This is a genomic window from Brevundimonas vitisensis, assembly GCF_016656965.1.
In the GTDB taxonomy this organism is placed as follows: domain Bacteria; phylum Pseudomonadota; class Alphaproteobacteria; order Caulobacterales; family Caulobacteraceae; genus Brevundimonas; species Brevundimonas vitisensis.
Map to the genome: position 1 here is coordinate 40540 of NZ_CP067977.1, position 16904 is coordinate 57443.

The 16904-nt window shown below is 66.6% G+C and carries 21 protein-coding genes; 11 read left to right on the top strand and 10 right to left on the bottom strand.

What is annotated here, in order from left to right; genetic code table 11:
* Positions 1 to 323: 323 nt before the first annotated feature.
* From JIP62_RS00240 to JIP62_RS00265, 6 genes are all read right to left on the bottom strand, one after another.
* Positions 324 to 710, bottom strand: coding sequence for a copper resistance protein CopC (locus JIP62_RS00240; protein WP_230974791.1), 387 nt, complete (start codon positions 708 to 710; stop codon positions 324 to 326).
* 17 nt (positions 711 to 727) lie between these two features.
* Positions 728 to 1921 (bottom strand): copper resistance protein B, encoded by a 1194-nt coding sequence (locus JIP62_RS00245; RefSeq protein ID WP_066629267.1) that lies wholly within the window; start codon positions 1919 to 1921, stop codon positions 728 to 730.
* Positions 1918 to 3729, bottom strand: a complete 1812-nt coding sequence (locus JIP62_RS00250; protein WP_407932724.1) for a copper resistance system multicopper oxidase — start codon at positions 3727 to 3729, stop codon at positions 1918 to 1920. The genes JIP62_RS00245 and JIP62_RS00250 overlap by 4 nt, the downstream gene beginning before the upstream one ends.
* Before the next feature lie 126 nt (positions 3730 to 3855).
* The gene (locus tag JIP62_RS00255) at positions 3856 to 4419 is read right to left on the bottom strand and encodes an RNA polymerase sigma factor (protein ID WP_201102995.1); all 564 of its coding nucleotides are present in this window, start codon (positions 4417 to 4419) and stop codon (positions 3856 to 3858) included.
* Positions 4420 to 4428: 9 nt separating this feature from the next.
* A complete protein-coding gene (locus tag JIP62_RS00260) occupies positions 4429 to 4869 on the bottom strand; it encodes a Spy/CpxP family protein refolding chaperone (protein WP_017505549.1) in 441 nt (146 codons plus the stop codon).
* Positions 4866 to 5147 carry a hypothetical protein gene (locus tag JIP62_RS00265; RefSeq protein ID WP_017505548.1) on the bottom strand — a complete coding sequence of 94 codons (282 nt, stop codon included), beginning with the start codon at positions 5145 to 5147 and terminating at the stop codon, positions 4866 to 4868. The genes JIP62_RS00260 and JIP62_RS00265 overlap by 4 nt, the downstream gene beginning before the upstream one ends.
* 129 nt (positions 5148 to 5276) lie before the next feature.
* On the opposite strand from JIP62_RS00265, the gene JIP62_RS00270 reads away from it, so the two are divergent.
* From JIP62_RS00270 to JIP62_RS00280, 3 genes are read left to right on the top strand one after another with little or no spacing between them, the layout of a single operon-like run.
* Positions 5277 to 6428, top strand: coding sequence for an acyltransferase family protein (locus JIP62_RS00270; protein WP_201102996.1), 1152 nt, complete (start codon positions 5277 to 5279; stop codon positions 6426 to 6428).
* Entirely contained in the window at positions 6425 to 6901 is a 477-nt protein-coding gene (locus JIP62_RS00275) for a DUF411 domain-containing protein (RefSeq protein ID WP_201102997.1), read from the top strand. Before JIP62_RS00270 ends, JIP62_RS00275 begins: the two co-directional genes overlap by 4 nt.
* A 40-nt stretch (positions 6902 to 6941) precedes the next feature.
* Positions 6942 to 7433 (top strand): YybH family protein, encoded by a 492-nt coding sequence (locus tag JIP62_RS00280; RefSeq protein ID WP_201102998.1) that lies wholly within the window; start codon positions 6942 to 6944, stop codon positions 7431 to 7433.
* A 175-nt stretch (positions 7434 to 7608) separates the two neighbouring features.
* Here JIP62_RS00280 and copD read toward each other — a convergent pair whose 3' ends face one another.
* From copD to JIP62_RS00300, 4 genes are all read right to left on the bottom strand, one after another.
* Positions 7609 to 8523 carry a copper homeostasis membrane protein CopD gene (gene copD / locus JIP62_RS00285; RefSeq protein WP_017505544.1) on the bottom strand — a complete coding sequence of 305 codons (915 nt, stop codon included), beginning with the start codon at positions 8521 to 8523 and terminating at the stop codon, positions 7609 to 7611.
* Between the two features lie 4 nt (positions 8524 to 8527).
* Positions 8528 to 8890 (bottom strand): copper homeostasis periplasmic binding protein CopC, encoded by a 363-nt coding sequence (gene copC, locus JIP62_RS00290; protein WP_201102999.1) that lies wholly within the window; start codon positions 8888 to 8890, stop codon positions 8528 to 8530.
* Between the two features lie 117 nt (positions 8891 to 9007).
* Positions 9008 to 9502 (bottom strand): DUF305 domain-containing protein, encoded by a 495-nt coding sequence (locus JIP62_RS00295; protein WP_230974793.1) that lies wholly within the window; start codon positions 9500 to 9502, stop codon positions 9008 to 9010.
* 147 nt (positions 9503 to 9649) lie between these two features.
* The gene (locus JIP62_RS00300) at positions 9650 to 12004 is read right to left on the bottom strand and encodes a heavy metal translocating P-type ATPase (RefSeq protein ID WP_201103000.1); all 2355 of its coding nucleotides are present in this window, start codon (positions 12002 to 12004) and stop codon (positions 9650 to 9652) included.
* A gap of 101 nt (positions 12005 to 12105) precedes the next feature.
* On the opposite strand from JIP62_RS00300, the gene JIP62_RS00305 reads away from it, so the two are divergent.
* The 8 genes from JIP62_RS00305 to JIP62_RS00340 all read left to right on the top strand — a co-directional run bounded on the left by JIP62_RS00305 (position 12106) and on the right by JIP62_RS00340 (position 16899).
* Entirely contained in the window at positions 12106 to 12381 is a 276-nt protein-coding gene (locus JIP62_RS00305) for a metal-sensitive transcriptional regulator (protein WP_040349360.1), read from the top strand.
* Between the two features lie 58 nt (positions 12382 to 12439).
* The gene (locus JIP62_RS00310) at positions 12440 to 12865 is read left to right on the top strand and encodes a DUF305 domain-containing protein (RefSeq protein ID WP_135196042.1); all 426 of its coding nucleotides are present in this window, start codon (positions 12440 to 12442) and stop codon (positions 12863 to 12865) included.
* Positions 12866 to 13108: 243 nt separating this feature from the next.
* Positions 13109 to 13444 (top strand): ArsR/SmtB family transcription factor, encoded by a 336-nt coding sequence (locus JIP62_RS00315; RefSeq protein WP_135196041.1) that lies wholly within the window; start codon positions 13109 to 13111, stop codon positions 13442 to 13444.
* 7 nt (positions 13445 to 13451) lie between these two features.
* Positions 13452 to 13877, top strand: a complete 426-nt coding sequence (arsC, locus tag JIP62_RS00320) for an arsenate reductase (glutaredoxin) (RefSeq protein ID WP_135196040.1) — start codon at positions 13452 to 13454, stop codon at positions 13875 to 13877.
* The gene (arsB, locus tag JIP62_RS00325) at positions 13874 to 14959 is read left to right on the top strand and encodes an ACR3 family arsenite efflux transporter (RefSeq protein ID WP_201103001.1); all 1086 of its coding nucleotides are present in this window, start codon (positions 13874 to 13876) and stop codon (positions 14957 to 14959) included. The genes arsC and arsB overlap by 4 nt, the downstream gene beginning before the upstream one ends.
* The gene (locus JIP62_RS00330; RefSeq protein WP_135196038.1) at positions 14959 to 15375 is read left to right on the top strand and encodes a GNAT family N-acetyltransferase; all 417 of its coding nucleotides are present in this window, start codon (positions 14959 to 14961) and stop codon (positions 15373 to 15375) included. Before arsB ends, JIP62_RS00330 begins: the two co-directional genes overlap by 1 nt.
* Positions 15376 to 16128 (top strand): arsenical resistance protein ArsH, encoded by a 753-nt coding sequence (gene arsH / locus JIP62_RS00335; protein ID WP_201103002.1) that lies wholly within the window; start codon positions 15376 to 15378, stop codon positions 16126 to 16128.
* A 144-nt stretch (positions 16129 to 16272) separates the two neighbouring features.
* Positions 16273 to 16899, top strand: a complete 627-nt coding sequence (locus JIP62_RS00340) for a tyrosine-type recombinase/integrase (protein WP_201103003.1) — start codon at positions 16273 to 16275, stop codon at positions 16897 to 16899.
* The last annotated feature ends 5 nt before the right edge of the window (positions 16900 to 16904 follow it).

Below are 16904 nucleotides of genomic sequence, written 5' to 3' on the forward strand. Positions count from 1 at the left end.
TTAGCGCGCTCGACCGATGGTCGTCGGCGGTTGGGCGGAGAGTTCCTGCCGAAATCGTAGAAGTGTCGCTTAGGTTGGTGAACGCTGCTGATTGTGGTTCACGGCCTCTGACGAAGGCCTCGCAGGCGCGCTGTCAGGTGCCAGTGAATGAGCGGGAGCCGAAGACGCATCATTCTGCATCTCGTCGCAGCACGTCATAGCCGCGTCCGCAGCCATGTCCTTGCAACAATCGCAGCCTTCGGCCGCCAGAGCCGCGCCCGCGCTCAGGGTCAGGATCGCGCCGGCGGCGGCCAGCAGGTTGGAAACCCTCAATCGTCGTTCTCCTAGTGAACCATGAAGCTGACGGAGCCGGACATCTTGTGGCCGTCCGGGCCTTCGGCGGTCCAGGCGGCCGTGTAGTTGCCCGGCGCGAGGCGCGGAAGAGCCACGCCGACGGTGGCGGCGGCCGGCGCGGCGGGGACAGTGACGTCGACCGAAGCCTGCCCCTCGGCGGAGAGGGCGACGGTCTTGAGGACCATGGCGTGGGGGAAGGTGACGCTGAACCGCTCGGGCGAACCCTGGGTCATCGCGCCATTCGCAGGAACGGTCGTGATGCCGGATTGGGGCGCTGCGGCCTGGGCCGGCATAGCGTGACCCGCATGCGGGTCCTGGGCGGCGGCGGTGCCGGCGAACGCGAGGGCGGCGGTGACAACGAGAGTGCGGATCATCATGGGGTGGTCTCCTTCGGTTAGAACCAGGCCTTGAGGCCGACGACGAAGCGGGTGTCGTCGGTCTCGCCGCCTCGGGCCTCGATGTAATCGGCGGTATCGCCGAACGCGCGGCTCCACTCGATGCCGACATAGGGGGCGAACTCCTTGCGGAATTCGTAGCGCAGTCGCAGGCCCGCCTCGATCGAGGACAGGCCCGAACCGATCTCCAGTTCCGGAATGTCGCTGGCTGAAGCGTCGATTTCGAGGCGGGGCTGAAGGATCAGGCGCTGGGTGATGCGCTGGTCGTATTCGGCCTCGACGCGGGCGGTCAGGTCGCCGTCGGTCGACAGGAAGGCGGCGGCGTCGACTTCCCACCAATGGGGCGCCAGGCCCTGCAGGCCGAGGACCAGATGCGTGGTGTCCTCGCCGTCGGGCCGGAAGTCCTGACGCACGCCGGCCTGAACGTCCCAGAAGGGCGTGACCGCGCGGCTGTAGAGCGCCTGGACTTCAGCCTCCTCGAGCTCGCCGCCGAAGTCGCCTTCGCCCTCGGACTTCCACCAGAAGCGATTGATGTCGCCGCCCGTCCAGCCCTGGACGTCCCAGAGGTAGGTCTCGCCGTCGTCGCCGAAGCCGGCTTCGAGGCGATCGAGAATGACGGCCGTGGTGCGGACGTCGCCGTTTTCGTGAATCAGGGTCCGGCGAGAGGCGGCCATGGCCTCGGCGCCGAAGACGAGATCGGCGGCGTGGGCAGGGCCGGCCAGGGCGGCGGCCGGGAGCGGGTCCTCCGGAGGACGGCCGGGATTGTCGGAGCTGGTCGCCACATCGGGCGGCCCCATGCTCATGGTCGACATGTCATGCCCGGCGTGAGGGTCGGTCTGCGCGGGCGACATGGCCGACATGTCGTGGCCCGCGTGCGGATCAGCCTGGCCGGGCGTCGCCGCCGGCATCTGGTGTCCCGCGTGCGGGTCTACGGGCGCGGGCTGCGCCGGCATCTGGTGGCCTGCATGCGGATCCGCGGCGGGCGGCGTCTGCGCGGGCGGCATGACGTGACCGGCGTGCGGATCCTGCGCCGGTCGGGCCGGCGCCTGTGGCGTGGGCCGCGGTGCTGGCGCGGGGCGCGTCGGCGCCGCGGTCGCCGGCATCGTGTGGCCCGCGTGAGGGTCCTGGGCCTGGGCGCTGAAGGCGCTGGCGGCGAGCACCAGCGGGGCGAGGGCGACGGCGAGGCGGTTCATGACGCAGCTCCGTCCATGGGCCGCACCGTCACAACATTGAACATGCCGGCGTGCATGTGCATCAGCATGTGGCAGTGGAAGGCCCAATCACCGGGCGCGTCGGCGGTCAGATCGAAGGTCACCTTGCCGCCGGGCGCGACGTTGACCGTGTGCTTGAGGGGCTGGTGCCCGGCCGGTCCGCCGGTCACCAGTTCAAAGAAATGACCATGCAGATGGATCGGGTGGGCCATCATGGTGTCGTTGACCAGGGTCACCCGCACCCGCTCGTTGCGCTCGAAGCGGATCGGTTCGACCAGTTCGCTGAACTTTCGGCCGTCGAAGCCCCACATGAACCGCTCCATGTTGCCGGTCAGGTGGATCTCCATCGTCCGAGACGGGGGGCGCGGGTCCTTGTTCGGCTGGAGCGACACCAGGTCGGTGTAGACGAGGACGCGATGATCGACGGTCGTGAGACCGATCGGACGCTCACCCAGACGGTTGGCGGGGTCCATGGCGATCGCATCGACGCCGACGCCCACCGCCATGTCGGGCGGAGCGTTCTCGGGATCGCGCATGTTCATGCCCGACATGGACATCCCGGCCATCTCGCCGGCTGCGGGCGCGTTCTGGGTCGGAGCGGCGTGGTCCATGCCGGACATCGCGTCATGGTCCATACCGGACATGTCGCCCATCGCGCCGTGATCCATTCCGCCCATGCCCATGTCGCGCATGGTGAGGTTCGGGACCTCGCGCAGGGGAGGGACCTCGGCGGTCATGCCCAGGCGCGGCGCCAGGGTTGCCCGGCCCATGCCGGACCGGTCGATGGCTTCGGAGACGATGGTGTAGGCGCGGTCCTCGGTCGGCTGGACGATGACGTCGTAGGTCTCGGCGACTGAAATCTGGAACTCGTCCGTCTCGACCGGGCGCACGTTCTCGCCGTCGGCCTGCACCACGGTCATCGGCAAGCCCGGGATGCGAACGTTGAAGATGGACATGGCCGAGGCGTTGATGATGCGCAGCCGCACCCGCTCGCCGGGCCGGAACAGGCCGGTCCAGTTCTCCTGCGGCCCATGGCCGTTGATCAGATAGGTGTAGGTCGATCCGCTGACGTCGAGGATGTCGCGCGGGTCCATCCGCATCTGGCCCCACATGCGCCGTTCCTCCAGGCTCATGCGGTCGCTGCCGTCCATGAGCCCCGCCAGCGTGGTGCGCTGCTGGTTGAAGTAGCCCGGGCTCTTCTTCAGCTTGGCCAGGATTTCGTGCGGATGCATGAAACTCCAGTCCGACAGGACCAGCACATGCTCGCGCTCGTAGGCGACCGGATCGGCGTTCGCCGGGTCGATGACGATCGGACCGTAGTGGCCCATCGCCTCCTGAAGGTTGGAGTGGCTGTGATACCAGAAGGTGCCCGACTGCTTGATCGGGAACTCATAGACGAAGGTTTCCCGCGGCTTGATGCCCGGGAAGCTGATGCCCGGGACGCCGTCCATCTGGAACGGCAGCAATAGGCCGTGCCAATGGATCGAAGTGTCCTCATCCAGCCCGTTGGTCACGGAGAGTCGCACGTTCTGTCCCTCGCGCAGGCGCAGCAAGGGCGCCGGGAGCACTCCGTTGATCGTCACGGCATGGCCGGTCCGCCCCCCGACCGTGAAGGGCGAGTGGCCGACTGTCAGGTCGATGTTGGGCCCGCTCAACGTCGGCAGGTCCGTTCTCAAGCCCGCCGTACCGGTCTGCGCCCAGGCCGGCAGAAGTCCCTGCAGGCCAAGCAGCCCGCCGCCAACGGCGGCGCCCCTGAGAAGCATTCGGCGATCGAAACTTGGCATGGGCATAAGCGTGGGGTTCCTCGGACGCGTGTCGGCTTCTGGTTGACATACGCACGTCGGCGACAACGCCCTTGCGTCAGGTCGCCACACCGCGAAAAGAAACGCCCTTCGCCATCGGGCGGGCCGATGAGATCAAGCACCTCCCGGAACGGCCATGTCCTCGGCAAGTCGCTTGCGGGCGCGGGCGATCCGCGTCTCCACGGCCTTGGTCGTGACGCCCAGGATCGCCGCGATTTCGCCGTGCGAGCGACCTTCGAGCGTAGCGAGCAGGAGAGGGGCCTTGAGGCCGTCAGGCAGGCGGGTCAGCGCGCTGCGCAGCGCCTCGGCGCGACGGCGATCGTCCAGTCGGGCTTCGGGAGATGGCGTTTCCATCCGGACCGCTGACGCTTCGGGGGCGTCGAGGCCCATGACGCCGCGCACCACCCGACGCGCCGCACGCCGACGGCTCCAGTCCCTGCATTTGTTCAGGGCGATCGAGCGGAGCCAGACCTCGAAGGGGCGAGCCGGATCGTACCTTCGCAGGGCGAGCCATGCGGCGGTGTAAGTTTCCTGGAGCAGGTCGTGCGCTTCCGCTTCGTCGCCGACATAGCGGCGCACGAACCTGTAGAGATCGCCCTTGGTCGCCGCCATCAAGGCGCCGAACGCGCCGGCGTCGCCGCCAGCTGCGCGGGCTTCAATGCTGTCGCCGTCCTTCACGCGCCGCGCCTAGCCGGCGTCGGCACGCAGGGCGTCCACCACGGCGGCGTCGAAGACCTCGGCCTGCGCCGGGGTGAGCACCGACCGCATCTCGAAGACGTGGGCGATGGTCGCCTTCTGCAGATCGCCCATGGCCACGTGGAAGTGATCCACCGCCGCCTGCACCTGGGGCGTGTTCCCATCGCTTGCAGCGATGGCGGCGGCGAGCTCGCGGTTGGCGGCTCGCACTTCTGCCTCCAGCCCGGGGCGGCGCGCGGCGAAGCGCGCTTCGATCGCGTCCAGACGACCATCCTGTTCAGCGCTCAGGTTCAACTGCTCATGGACGACGCTATGCAGGCTCGGCGGCTGACGCTCGCGCATGACCCAGGTTGCGCTCGCCCAGGTCGCCGCGCCGCTGGCGAGCGCCGCCAGCACGGCTGTCAGGACGATCGATTTCCAGCGCGCTCTCATCCCCGGGCATCCAGTGGACCGAGCGGCGACAGGCCCGCCGAGACGGTGAAGATGCGCAACTCAGAGGGCTCAGGCCGCGGCGACGCCACGAGGAGCAATCCACCGTTGGCCACGCCGAGCACGAGCGCCAGCCCTACGGCGGCGACCCGAACCTGGCCCATTGACGCCGCCTCCCGGCGCACGGCGATCCGTGTCCAGACAGCGTCTTCCAGGCCGTCCAGCCGCCCCGCATCGTCTGGCCCTTCCGCCGCAATCAGTCGTTCGATCTCATCAGTCATTGCGCACCTGCATCACGCCCCCTTTGCCATACGCGCCAAACCGTCCGGCCCCTTACGAGGGGACGAGATGTCCGCCGCGTAGATATCAGAGAACGACCGGGAGGACCCGCTCGTGTCGGGGGAGGCGATGTGAGCGAGAGGACAGATCCGGCCGCGGGTCCGTTTCCGGATCGGCTCGATCCGCTGACGGGGGTGAGGTTCTTCCTCGCGCTCGGCGTGGTGCTGTTTCACTACCAGCTGCAATGGACGCTGCCCGAAGGTGCGACCGGACTGTTAAACCGGGCCCGTCTCGGGGTCGATATCTTCTTCATCCTGTCTGGGTTCATCCTCACCCACGTTTACCTGCAGGGTGATCAGCCAGTGAACTACAGGCGGTTCATCGCGGCGCGGTTCGCGCGCATATACCCGGCGCATTTGTTCATCCTGTTGGCGATGCTGTTGCTGGTGCTCGCCGCGCCGGTGTTGGGCATCGGCCTGGAGCCCGGGCGGTTCAATCCTGCGGATTTTCTGGCCACCCTCTTTTTGGTTCAGGCCTGGTTGCCGCGAGACGGGATGGTCCTGTGGAACGGTCCCGCCTGGTCGCTGTCAGCCGAATGGTTCGTCTATCTCGCTTTTCCAGCCTATGCTGCGGTCGCCCTGCGGTTTCGACACAGGCCATGGATGCTCGTAGCCGCGGCGACGAGCCTGTTCATCCTGCTGGATGCGATCTACCGGCATTGGTTCGGCTCGGTTCTGCCCCGGGCGGAAGACAATATGGGCGTCTTGCGCATCATTCCGGAGTTCCTGCTCGGGATTGGCCTCTACTATCTCGGAGCGCGCTGGGCGCCGTCCCCGCGCGTCGCGATCGTCGGCGCCGTCGGAGCCACCGCGCTCCTCTTGCTCGCTATGCAGATCGGGGCCGATGATCGCCTTATCGTCGCCGCGTCGGGACCCTTCGTTCTCGCCTTGGCGCTGCTCGCCAAGGCGGGTGTCAGAACCTTCCTGTCGCACCCGGTCGCAATCTTCGCCGGTGAGGCCTCGTTCGCCCTCTACCTCGTCCATATTCCGATCCTGATGGTCTGGCGCAATGCCGCCCAGGCCATCGGGGGCTGGCCGGGCGACTATCGAATGGGGCTTCTGGAACTGGCGGCGATGCTGGCGGTGACCCTCGCCGCGGCGGCCGCCATCTATGGTCTGGTCGAGCGACCGAGCCGCCAGTGGCTGAGGCGGCGCACCTTCGGTCGGATGCCGGATGCCGACGCCAGACGCACCGTTCACAGCGATCAGGGAGAGCCCTTTTGACGACCGCCTACCTCCACCGAAGGCTTTTCTTAGGCGCCGCCGTTAGCGTCGCCCTGACCGGAACAGCCTGCGCCCAGACCCAGGCGTCGAGAACCCTCACGGTCTTCAAGACGCCGACCTGTGCGTGCTGCGACGCCTGGATCTCGCACATGCGGGAGGCTGGCTTCAACACGACCGTCACCGTTCTGCCGAGCCTCCAATCCGTCCGCAGCAGCCGGGGGCTTCCGGACAGCCTGGCCTCCTGCCACACCGGGTTGATTGATGGCTATGTCGTAGAGGGCCATGTTCCGGCACGGGACGTCATACGGTTGCTTGCCGAGCGGCCGGCAGCGCTCGGTCTCGCGGTTCCGGCCATGCCCCTCGGTTCGCCCGGCATGGAGACGCCGCAGGGACACAAGGACCCTTACGACACGCTGCTGGTGCTTCGCTCCGGCGCGACGCAGGTGTTCGCCCGTCACAACCCGCCCACCTGACCTGACCTTGTCTCACCTGATTCATAAGCCGGAGCCCATCATGTCCCCCAAACCTCTCGTTCTCGCCCTCTCTCTCGCCGTCCTGTCGGTGACGCCCGCTGTCGCGCAGGACCATTCTCACGGCCATGCCCAGACTGCGGGGTCGATCAGCGCGGAAGCGACGGAGGCGGCCACGACCGTCGATGCCTTCCATGCCGCGCTCAAGGCCGGTGACACATCTGCCGCCCTGTTGCTTCTGGCCCCCGACGTCATGATCTTTGAAGAGGGCGGAGCGGAGCGCTCGCGCAACGAATACGCCTCTCACCATCTTGCGTCGGACGCCGCCTTCGCGGCCGCGTCGGACAATGTCGTAAGCCGCAGATCGGGCTGGGCGGACGGCGATGTGGCGTGGATCACGAGCGAAGGCCGCACCACCGGTCAGTTCAACGGACGCGCCGTGGACCGTCTGACAACGGAAACCATGGTGCTAAAGCGCCACGCCGACGGCTGGCGCATCCATCACATTCACTGGTCGTCGCGCGCTCCGCGGTAATCCGCCTCTCCGGTTTGAACGCCTCAGTGCGAAAGCGCGCGGCGTTCAGACCGTATTTGTCCGCTTAAGCCGGGATCCGGGACGCCCGATGGGAGGACGTGACAACATCTCGACCTCGGAGAATGGCGCCACGACCGCAGCGGCGCTCCACGCCGCGGGCCACTAGATCGTCGGATCACGTCGCGACCGGCGGAGGGAGGGTGCCCATAAGCGCGACGACGGCGAGGACGACGAGCCCGAGGGCCGTCTCCGTGACGATACTGCGCCGCAGCCGTCGAACCGCCGAGATTGACTGTCCTGTGTGCTCCAGTTCCAGACGCAGGGCGGGTGTCAGGCGGAAACGGTTGTCCGCCGCCAGGCCCAGCATCAGCACGAAGAGCGCCAGCTTGGCGATCAGAAGCTGTCCATAGAGGCTTTCGCCAAGGTTCACGAAACGCTCCGATCCGACGAGGAACCAGCTGTTCGCGAGACCCGTGGCCACAAGAAGGGCTACGGCGAGCGTGCCCAGGCCCGAGAACCCATGCAAGGCGCGGTAGAGGGCCCCATCGTCGACCCCGGGGCGGCGAAGCAGCAGGATCGTCAGCGCTACAAGCGCACCAAGCCAAAGGGCCGCCCCGACGGAATGGACGATGTCGGAGGCGAGGTGGACCAGGCCCTCGGGGCCTTCTGTCGCCGCGCCGTGTCCAGTCCAAGCGAAGCTCGCGACCACGAAGAGCCCGAGGCCTAGCGAGATGCTCCAGGCCGTCTTGCCCGGTCTCAAGGCCAGGACCGCGACGACGGCTGCGAGGGCGAGGGCGGCCCGCGCGACCATGGCTTTCCCCAAGGCCGTGCCGGTGATCATGAAAGACAGAGACACAGGCTTGATGGCTTCCGCCAGCGAGCCCGCCATGACCGCTGTCTGTGCGAGTAGCGCCAGGAGCGCGCTCGCGACGACGACCAAACCTGACCCTATCAGGATCGCGCGCGACCAGGTGAGATCCACGCCGTCGCCGCGCCTGAAGGTGTACAACAGGAACAACGGCGTCCCGAGAAGGACGACGGCTCCGGCGTACTGGAGCCACCGGAGCGCGACGACCGCGATCTCGAGCACGGCGTCAGCGCACCGTGAAGGTGTACGAGCCGGTCATGCGGTGACCGTCGCTCGAAGCGATGCGCCAGTCGATGCGATAGTCGCCAGCAGTCAGCGGTCGCCTCAGAGTCCCGGTCAGGGTCTTGCCGTCTTCAGCGACCGAAGTGCGGACCGCGAGCTTCTCGCCGGCCGAGTTGACCACGTCGAAGCCGGAGAACGCAGGCACAGAGCGCTCGCTGAAGGTCAAGGTCAGCGTCCGGGTCGCGGCCACGGTGGAGTCGGGCGCCGGGGTGGCGCTGACCAGGCGAGCGTGGGCCGCCGCCGGTCCGGCGGCGAAGGCCACGACCGCCGCGACGGCGATGAAGGGTGCGGGGTTGAAGTAACGCATACTCAGTCTCCAGACGTTTGGCCGGTCCCGGCCTTCTGCTTCTCTACGCGCCACACGACCGCGTCCCTCATGAAGAGGAAGCGGGGGGCGGCTGAGGCCTTCCCCCGCACGCCGGGGTCAGCGGCGACGCTTCTCGAGGAGCGCCTGCATCTGGGCGATCTCCTCCTGTTGACCACGCACGATGCCGTCGCACAGGGCGATGATCTCCGGATCGGTCAGGGAGGCTTGCTCGCACATCAACACAGCCCCGGAATGGTGCGGGATCATCGATCGCAGGAATTCGTCGTCGCCAACGAACGCCTGGGTGCGCATGCCGACGAAGCTGCCGACGAAGATCACGACGGCGACCGCTCCAATGACCAGGTTCGTTTTGCGCGACGGGTACATGGACCGCATGAAGACGAGCATGAGGACCGCCATCGGCGCGACCATCATCAGGGTCATGTAGACGTTGTTCAAATTGAGATAGAAGTGACCGAGCGTGGCGATCATCGTGTACATGACCAGGTACATGATGACGAAATCGAGCGCCAACTCGAGGTACAGGCTCCGATAAGGGCCGAGTCCACGAGCGTTGCCTTGCCCGCCGTGGTCCATCTGTTGATGAGACATCGTCCGTATCCTCTTCAGAAATTTCAGTTCGTCTTCGCCTGCCGCTGCGAAAGCCTGGAGACTGCGGTCAGCGTCTGAATCAATCCGGCCCGTCACAGCCGGTTCCTCCCTTGGGTGGGTGGGCGGACTGTTGATTGCCTATCCTGGCTAAAGCCTCACCGCGCGCAGTCTCAGCGCATTGCCGATGACGCTGACCGAGGAGAGCGCCATTGCGAGCGCCGCAAGGGCAGGCGAGAGAAGCCAGCCGAAGACGGGATAAAGCAGGCCAGCCGCCACGGGGATGCCAAGGGCGTTGTAGCCGAAGGCGAAAACGAGGTTTTGGCGGATGTTGCCCATCACCGCGCGGGATAGACGCCGTGCGCGCACGATGCCTTGCAGATCTCCGCCCAGCAGGGTGACGCCGGCGCTTTCGATGGCGACGTCCGAACCCGCCCCCATGGCGACGCCGACATCGGCTGCGGCGAGGGCAGGGGCATCGTTGACGCCATCCCCCGCCATGGCGACGATCCGACCCTGCGAACGAAGCTGTTGAACCACAGACGCCTTATCCTGCGGCAAAACCTCCGCCTGGACTTGGTCGATGCCGAGGCGCCGCGCGACCGCTTCGGCCGTCGTCCGGTTGTCCCCGGTCATCATCACCAGCCGCAGACCGGCCGCTTTCAGCGCGAGGATCGCAGCCGGCGTGGTGGCCTTGATGGGATCGGCGATGCCGATGACCCCGGCCGCCTTTCCGTCGATCGCCACGAATATGGCGGTGGCTCCGTCGTGGCGAAGGGCCTCCGCCTTCGGCTCCAGCGCGGAGACGTCGATCGAAAGCTCGCCGAGAAAACGGGTGTTGCCCAGGGCGACCTGGCGGCCCTCAATCGTCCCGCGAACGCCGCGACCGACCGGGCTGTCGAAGTCCGCGGCCTCGGTAAGGGGGATGTCCCGGTCCTTGGCTGCCCGGACGATTGCGTCGGCCAACGGATGTTCGCTGCCCCGCTCGAGGCTGGCCGAAAGACGCAGGATGTCCGCTTCCACGAAGCCGAGGGCGGGCAGGATCGCCGTCACCGACGGACGGCCCTCCGTCAGGGTGCCGGTCTTGTCCAGAACGAGAGTGTCGACCTTCTCGAAGCGTTCGAGCGCCTCGGCGTTCTTGATCAGGACGCCGGCGTGGGCGCCACGTCCCACCCCGACCATGATCGAGATCGGCGTCGCCAGACCCAACGCACAGGGACAGGCGATGATGAGCACCGAAACGGCGGCGACCAGGGCGTAGGACAAACGGGGCTCGGGACCGACCAGGCCCCAGACGACGGCGGCGAGCAGGGCGATCGCGATCACCGTGGGAACGAACCATCCGGAGACCGTATCGGCCAGCCGCTGGATCGGGGCGCGACTGCGCTGGGCCTGGGCCACCATCTGGACGATCTGCGCCAGCAGGGTGTCGGCGCCCACCTTGTCGGCGCGCATGATGAAGGATCCGGTCTTGTTGAGCGCGCCAGCCACGACGCGGTCGCCGACATCCTTGGTCACCGGCATGGACTCGCCGGTCACCATGGATTCGTCGACAGCGACCCGACCCTCCAGGAGTTCGCCATCGACCGGGATCTTCTCTCCGGGCCTTACCCGCAGGCGGTCGCTGACGGCGATCTGGTCAAGCGAGACATCTTCATCGATGCCGTCCGCCCGGATTCGGCGCGCGGTCTTGGGCGTGAGGTCCAGCAGGGCGCGGATCGCGCCCGACGTCTGTTCGCGGGCGCGCAGTTCCAGAATCTGCCCGACGAGGACCAGCACGGTGATGACCGCCGCCGCCTCGAAATACACCGGCGCACTGCCGTCGGCCTTCAGGAAGGCGGGCGGGAACAGGGTTGGCGCGACGACGGCCACGACGCTGTAAAGCCATGCCACGCCGACCCCCATGGCGATCAGGGTGAACATATTCAGCCGCCGGGTGCGCAGCGATGTCCAGCCGCGCTCGAAGAAGGGCCAGCCGCACCAGAGAACCACGGGGGTCGCCAAAGCGAACTGGATCCAGTTCGACATCTGGCCCGGGATGAACATGTGGAGATTGGCCAGGTGTCCGCCCATTTCCAGGGCGAAGACCGGCAGGGTCAGGACCAGACCGACCCAGAAGCGTCTGGTGAAGTCGATCAGCTCGTGGTTGGGCGGGGCCTCCGCCGTGACCGTCTCCGGCTCAAGCGCCATGCCGCAGATCGGGCAGGAGCCTGGGCCTTCCTGCCGGATCTCGGGGTGCATCGGGCAGGTGTAGATGGCGCCGGGAACGGCCGGCTCGGCCTCCACGGGAGGGTTCAGGTAACGCATCGGATCGCCGATGAATTTGGTCCGGCACCCCGCCGAGCAGAAGAAATAGTCCTGACCGTCATGACTGGCTCGGTGAGCGGTGGCCGTCGGATCGACCGACATGCCGCAGACGGGATCCTTGACCGTTGCCGCGCCATCCGAGGCCTTCGCCCCGCAGCAGGCGTGACCCGAGGCATGATTGTGAGGATGCGTGGACATGTCGCTCTCTCCGGCTGACCGAAGAGCTAACATATACCCATGGGGGGTATATCGCAAGATACCCGTCTGGGGTATATGGGGGTGCTCAGGAGGACAGCCGCATGCAAACCGACACGAAACCCAAAGTCCTCAACAGGCTCAGCCGGATCGAAGGCCAGGTGCGGGGAATCTCCCGCATGGTTGAAGATGACCGGTATTGCGTCGACTTGCTGACCCAACTTCAGGCCGTTCGAGCCGCGCTCCATCGCGTGGAGACCGAAGTGCTACGGGATCACCTCGACCACTGCGTCATGGGCGCTATGACCGGCGACGATCCCGAGGATCGCAAGGCAAAGGCCGGCGAGCTGATCGAGCTCTTGGCGCGGGCCGGACGGTAGAGTTGGCGGAACGAATGGGCCCTCCTGGTCGCTAACGTCGGGATCCCAAGGAGCCGTCATGAAACGCATCAGCCTCGTCCTCGCCGCCTGCGCCTTGGCTACGGCCTGTTCCCCGCAAGCCGAAGAGCCCGCCGTAGCCGCGCCTGAGGCCCCCGCAGCGGCGGACGCCCATGGCGGAATGGAGGGCGGCATGGCTGCGCCTGCGCCCGGCGACTCCGTCGCCACCCAAGGCTACAAGGCCTCGATGAACACGATGATGGAGGCGATGCCCGCCTTCACCGGGGACGCGGACATCGACTTCATGAAGCAGATGCGAGGTCACCACGTCGCCGCCGTCTCGATGGCCCGTGTGGAGCTCGCGCAAGGCAAGGACGCCCAAGCGCGGAACCTGGCCCAGGAGGTGATCACGGCGCAGGAGCGCGAAATCACCCTGATCGACGCCTGGCTCGCCCAGAAGGGGGCGTCGGCGGCTCCCGCCGCCTGATCGCGAGATCAGCGCACCGCGTCCGGACCGACAGACGTGCGAAATAGGCCAACTGTCGACCTCGTGGCCAAAGTCCATGGTCTCGACGGAGAGTATAGCCCAGCGACCCTTAAACTCGGCTGTCGCTACTCTGCGATCTTTTAGGCGGCAGTCGTCAAAGATCAGGTCGTCACCGATGCCTGAACTGCCGCACCCGCAGACGAGCGGGCTTGAACATTTCCATATTTCGACTAATTTGGAAATATGGAAACCGAAGTTTCGATTCTCGCTCTCGCCGCCTTGGCGCAATCGACGCGGCTGGAGGCGTTTCGCCTCCTCGTGCGTCACGAACCCGATGGTCTGCCGGCCGGTGACATCTCCAACCATCTGGTGATCCCGGCCAACACCCTGTCGTCCCATCTCGGCGTCCTGACGCGCGCGGGGTTGATCAGGTCGGAGCGGCGCAGCCGGTCGATCATCTACCGGGCCGACCTGGATCGGCTTCGCGACCTGGTCCTCTTCCTGCTCAAGGACTGCTGCGGGGGCAGGGCGGACCTGTGCGAACCCCTGCTGGCTGAACTCGCGCCCTGTTGCCCCTAAGGATCCCGTGGACATTGTCATCTATCACAACCCCGCCTGCGGGACGTCGCGCAACGCGCTCGAGCTGATCCGCCACGTCGGCATCGAGCCGCATGTCGTGCAGTATCTGAAGACCCCGCCGTCGCGGACCATGGTCGCTTGGCTGGCCGAACGGGCCGGCAAGCCGCTGCGCAATCTGTTGCGCGAGAAGGGCACGCCCTTCGCCGAACTGGGCCTAGGGGACCCGGGCCTGACGGACGATCAGTTGCTCGATGCGATCGAGGCCCATCCGATCCTGCTCAATCGCCCGATCGTCGTCAGTCCGCTCGGCGTCGGCCTGTGCCGACCGTCCGAGGCCGTTCTGGACCTCCTGCCCGCCGATGATCTCAAGCCCTTCACCAAGGAGGACGGCGAGGTCGTCATCGACGCCGCCGGCCAGCGGGTGAAGCGATGATCGACACCCGCGTGGAGGACGCTGCGCCGCGTCGCCTGTCCTTCCTCGACCGCTGGCTGACGCTGTGGATCTTCGTGGCCATGGGCCTGGGCGTGGCTATGGGGACGCTGGCGCCGGGCCTGCCGACCTGGGTCGACAGCCTCTCAATCGGCACGACCAATATCCCGATCGCCATCGGTCTGATCCTGATGATGTACCCGCCGCTGGCCAAGGTCCGGTACGAGGAACTGCCGCGCGTCTTCGCCGACAAGCGGGTCCTGGCCCTGTCCTTGTTCCAGAACTGGGTGCTGGGCCCGGTGCTGATGTTCGCCCTGGCGGTGATCTTCCTGCGTGATCAGCCGGAATACATGACCGGCGTCATCCTGATCGGGCTGGCGCGCTGTATCGCCATGGTCCTGGTCTGGAACCAGCTGGCGCGGGGCGACAACCAGTATGTCGCCAGCCTCGTAGCCTTCAACTCGATCTTCCAGATCCTGTTCTTCAGCCTTTATGCCTGGATCTTCCTCACCGTCCTGCCGCCCCTGTTCGGCCTGCAGGGCAGCGTGGTGGACGTCAGCGTCTGGACCATCGCCGGCGCGGTGCTCGTCTACCTTGGCCTACCGTTCCTAGCCGGCTTCCTGACCCGACGCAGCCTGATCGCTCGCCGCGGCGCCGACTGGTACGAGCGGCGCTTCCTGCCGCGCATCGGGCCGATCACCCTGATCGCTCTGCTGTTCACCATCGTGGTCATGTTCAGCCTCAAGGGCGGGGAGGTGGTGGCTTTGCCGCTGGACGCCCTGCGCATCGCCATTCCCCTGACGATCTACTTCCTCGTCATGTTCGTGGTGAGCTTCCTCATGGGCAAGCTGATCGAAGCCGACTATCCGCGCACCACCGCCCTGGCCTTCACCGCGGCCTCGAACAATTTCGAACTGGCCATCGCGGTGGCCATCGCGGCCTTCGGCCTGACCTCGCCGGTCGCCTTCGCGGCCGTCATCGGCCCCCTTGTCGAGGTGCCGGTGTTGATCCTGCTCGTGTCGGTCGCGCTCTGGATGGGCCGACGCTGGTTCCCGGACACGGCCCCGCCGAAGGACGCCGGCTGATGGTCAGTCTGCATTTGGTCGACTCGACCGATGTCGATCTGATCGCGGCCCTGCGTGGCGAGAACCTGCCTGAGCCGGGCGCCGGGCGATACTTCAGCGCCGACCACTACGGCGCGGTCATCGGCTACGTCGGGCTGGAAGGGGAGCGGCGCGACCTGCTGCTGCGCTCCCTGGTCGTACTTGCCGACCAGAAGGCCCGCGGCCTGGGAAGTCGGGTGCTGGCCGCCGCCGAGACCACCGCCGGCGACCTGGGCGCTGCACGTCTGCACCTGCTCACCACGACGGCCGAGCGCTTCTTCACCGGGCGCGGCTTTGTCGCCGCCGATCGTGAGTCCGCGCCGCCCGCGATCCGGCAAACTCGCGAGTTCGCGGACCTCTGCCCGGCGTCTGCCGTCTATTTGACCAAGGACCTTTGAATGACCTTCACCCGTCTGCGTTCGCTGCCGGATCCGGATAACCTGCCGGCCCTGGACGCGGCCTATCTGTCCGCCGAGCCCGCCCGGGGATTGGGCTCGACCGACCCGGCGCCGCGGATCCTTCTCTTGTACGGATCGCTGCGCGAGCGGTCGTATTCGCGGCTCTGCGTCGAGGAAGCGGCCCGCCTACTGCAGCGCATGGGATGCGAGACCCGCATCTTCGACCCCTCCGACCTCCCCCTGCCGGGCGCGCCCGGCGACGACGACCACCCGGCGGTGCGCGAGTTGCGCGAACACGCCTTCTGGTCGGAGGGCATGGTCTGGTGCAGTCCGGAACGGCACGGCCAGGTCTCCGGGCTGATGAAGCTGCAGATCGATCACCTGCCATTGAGCCAGGGCAGCATGCGCCCGACGCAGGGCCGGACCCTCGCCGTCATGCAGGTGTCGGGCGGGTCGCAGAGCTTCAACGCCGTCAACACCCTGCGCCTTCTGGGCCGCTGGATGCGGATGATCACCATCCCCAACCAGTCGAGCGTGGCCAAGGCCTTCCAGGAGTTCGACAGGGCCGGCCGGATGAAGCCCTCGGCCTACTATGAGCGGATCGTCGACGTGATGGAGGAACTGGTGCGCTTCACCATTCTGGTCCGGCCCCACGCCGTCCAGCTCGTCGATCGGTATTCCGAACGAAAGGCGGAGGGCGTTCCGGTCGACGCCGCGTCCGATTTGTCATCCATCGCCATCGCGGCACAATGAGGTGCCGGGATCGGCGCAGTTAAGCTCGGTCATCGAACCCAAGCTCATGTCTGGTTCTCGGAACTTCGCCAATGACCGCTGTTGGCGCATCTCCGCTGTTTGAAGCGTATCCTCAGGAGGGGGCGTCGATCTTGGGAGGTGGCCATGAGCCAGCCCGATCTCTTTCGTTTACCCCGCAAGCCCTGGAACGCTGGCCGAATGACCGGAGCCAAGGCCCCGCTTAAGCCAAAGCACATCTGGGCAATCCGACAGCATCTCAAGTCCGTCGGATCGATCCGAGATCTGGCGATGTTCAACATCGCATTGGACGCCAAACTGCGGGGCTGTGACCTGGTCAAGCTCCGGCTCGGCGACATCGCTCAGGGCGGCGTCATTCGGCAACGATCGACGATCGTGCAGCAAAAGACCGGAAGGCCGGTGCCGTTCGAGATCACGGAAGCCGCGAGGGAAGCTTTGGCTCACTGGCTGGAGCGCCGAGGGCGACGGCGCGACGACTGGCTGTTTCCCAGCCGCAGCCGAGATGGAGAGCACATCGGCACCAGGCAGTACGCTCGGCTGGTCGATGCTTGGGTGAGAATGATCGACCTGAACCCAAGCGCCTATGGCACCCACAGCCTTCGAAGAACCAAGGTGGCCTTGATCTACAAGAAGCCCGGAAACCTGCGCGCCTGCCAGCTCCTGCTCGGCCACGGGAAGTTAGAGAGCACTGTCCGGTATCTCGGCATCGAAGTGGACGACGCGTTGGAGATCTCGGAACAGATCGACCTTTGAGCCGG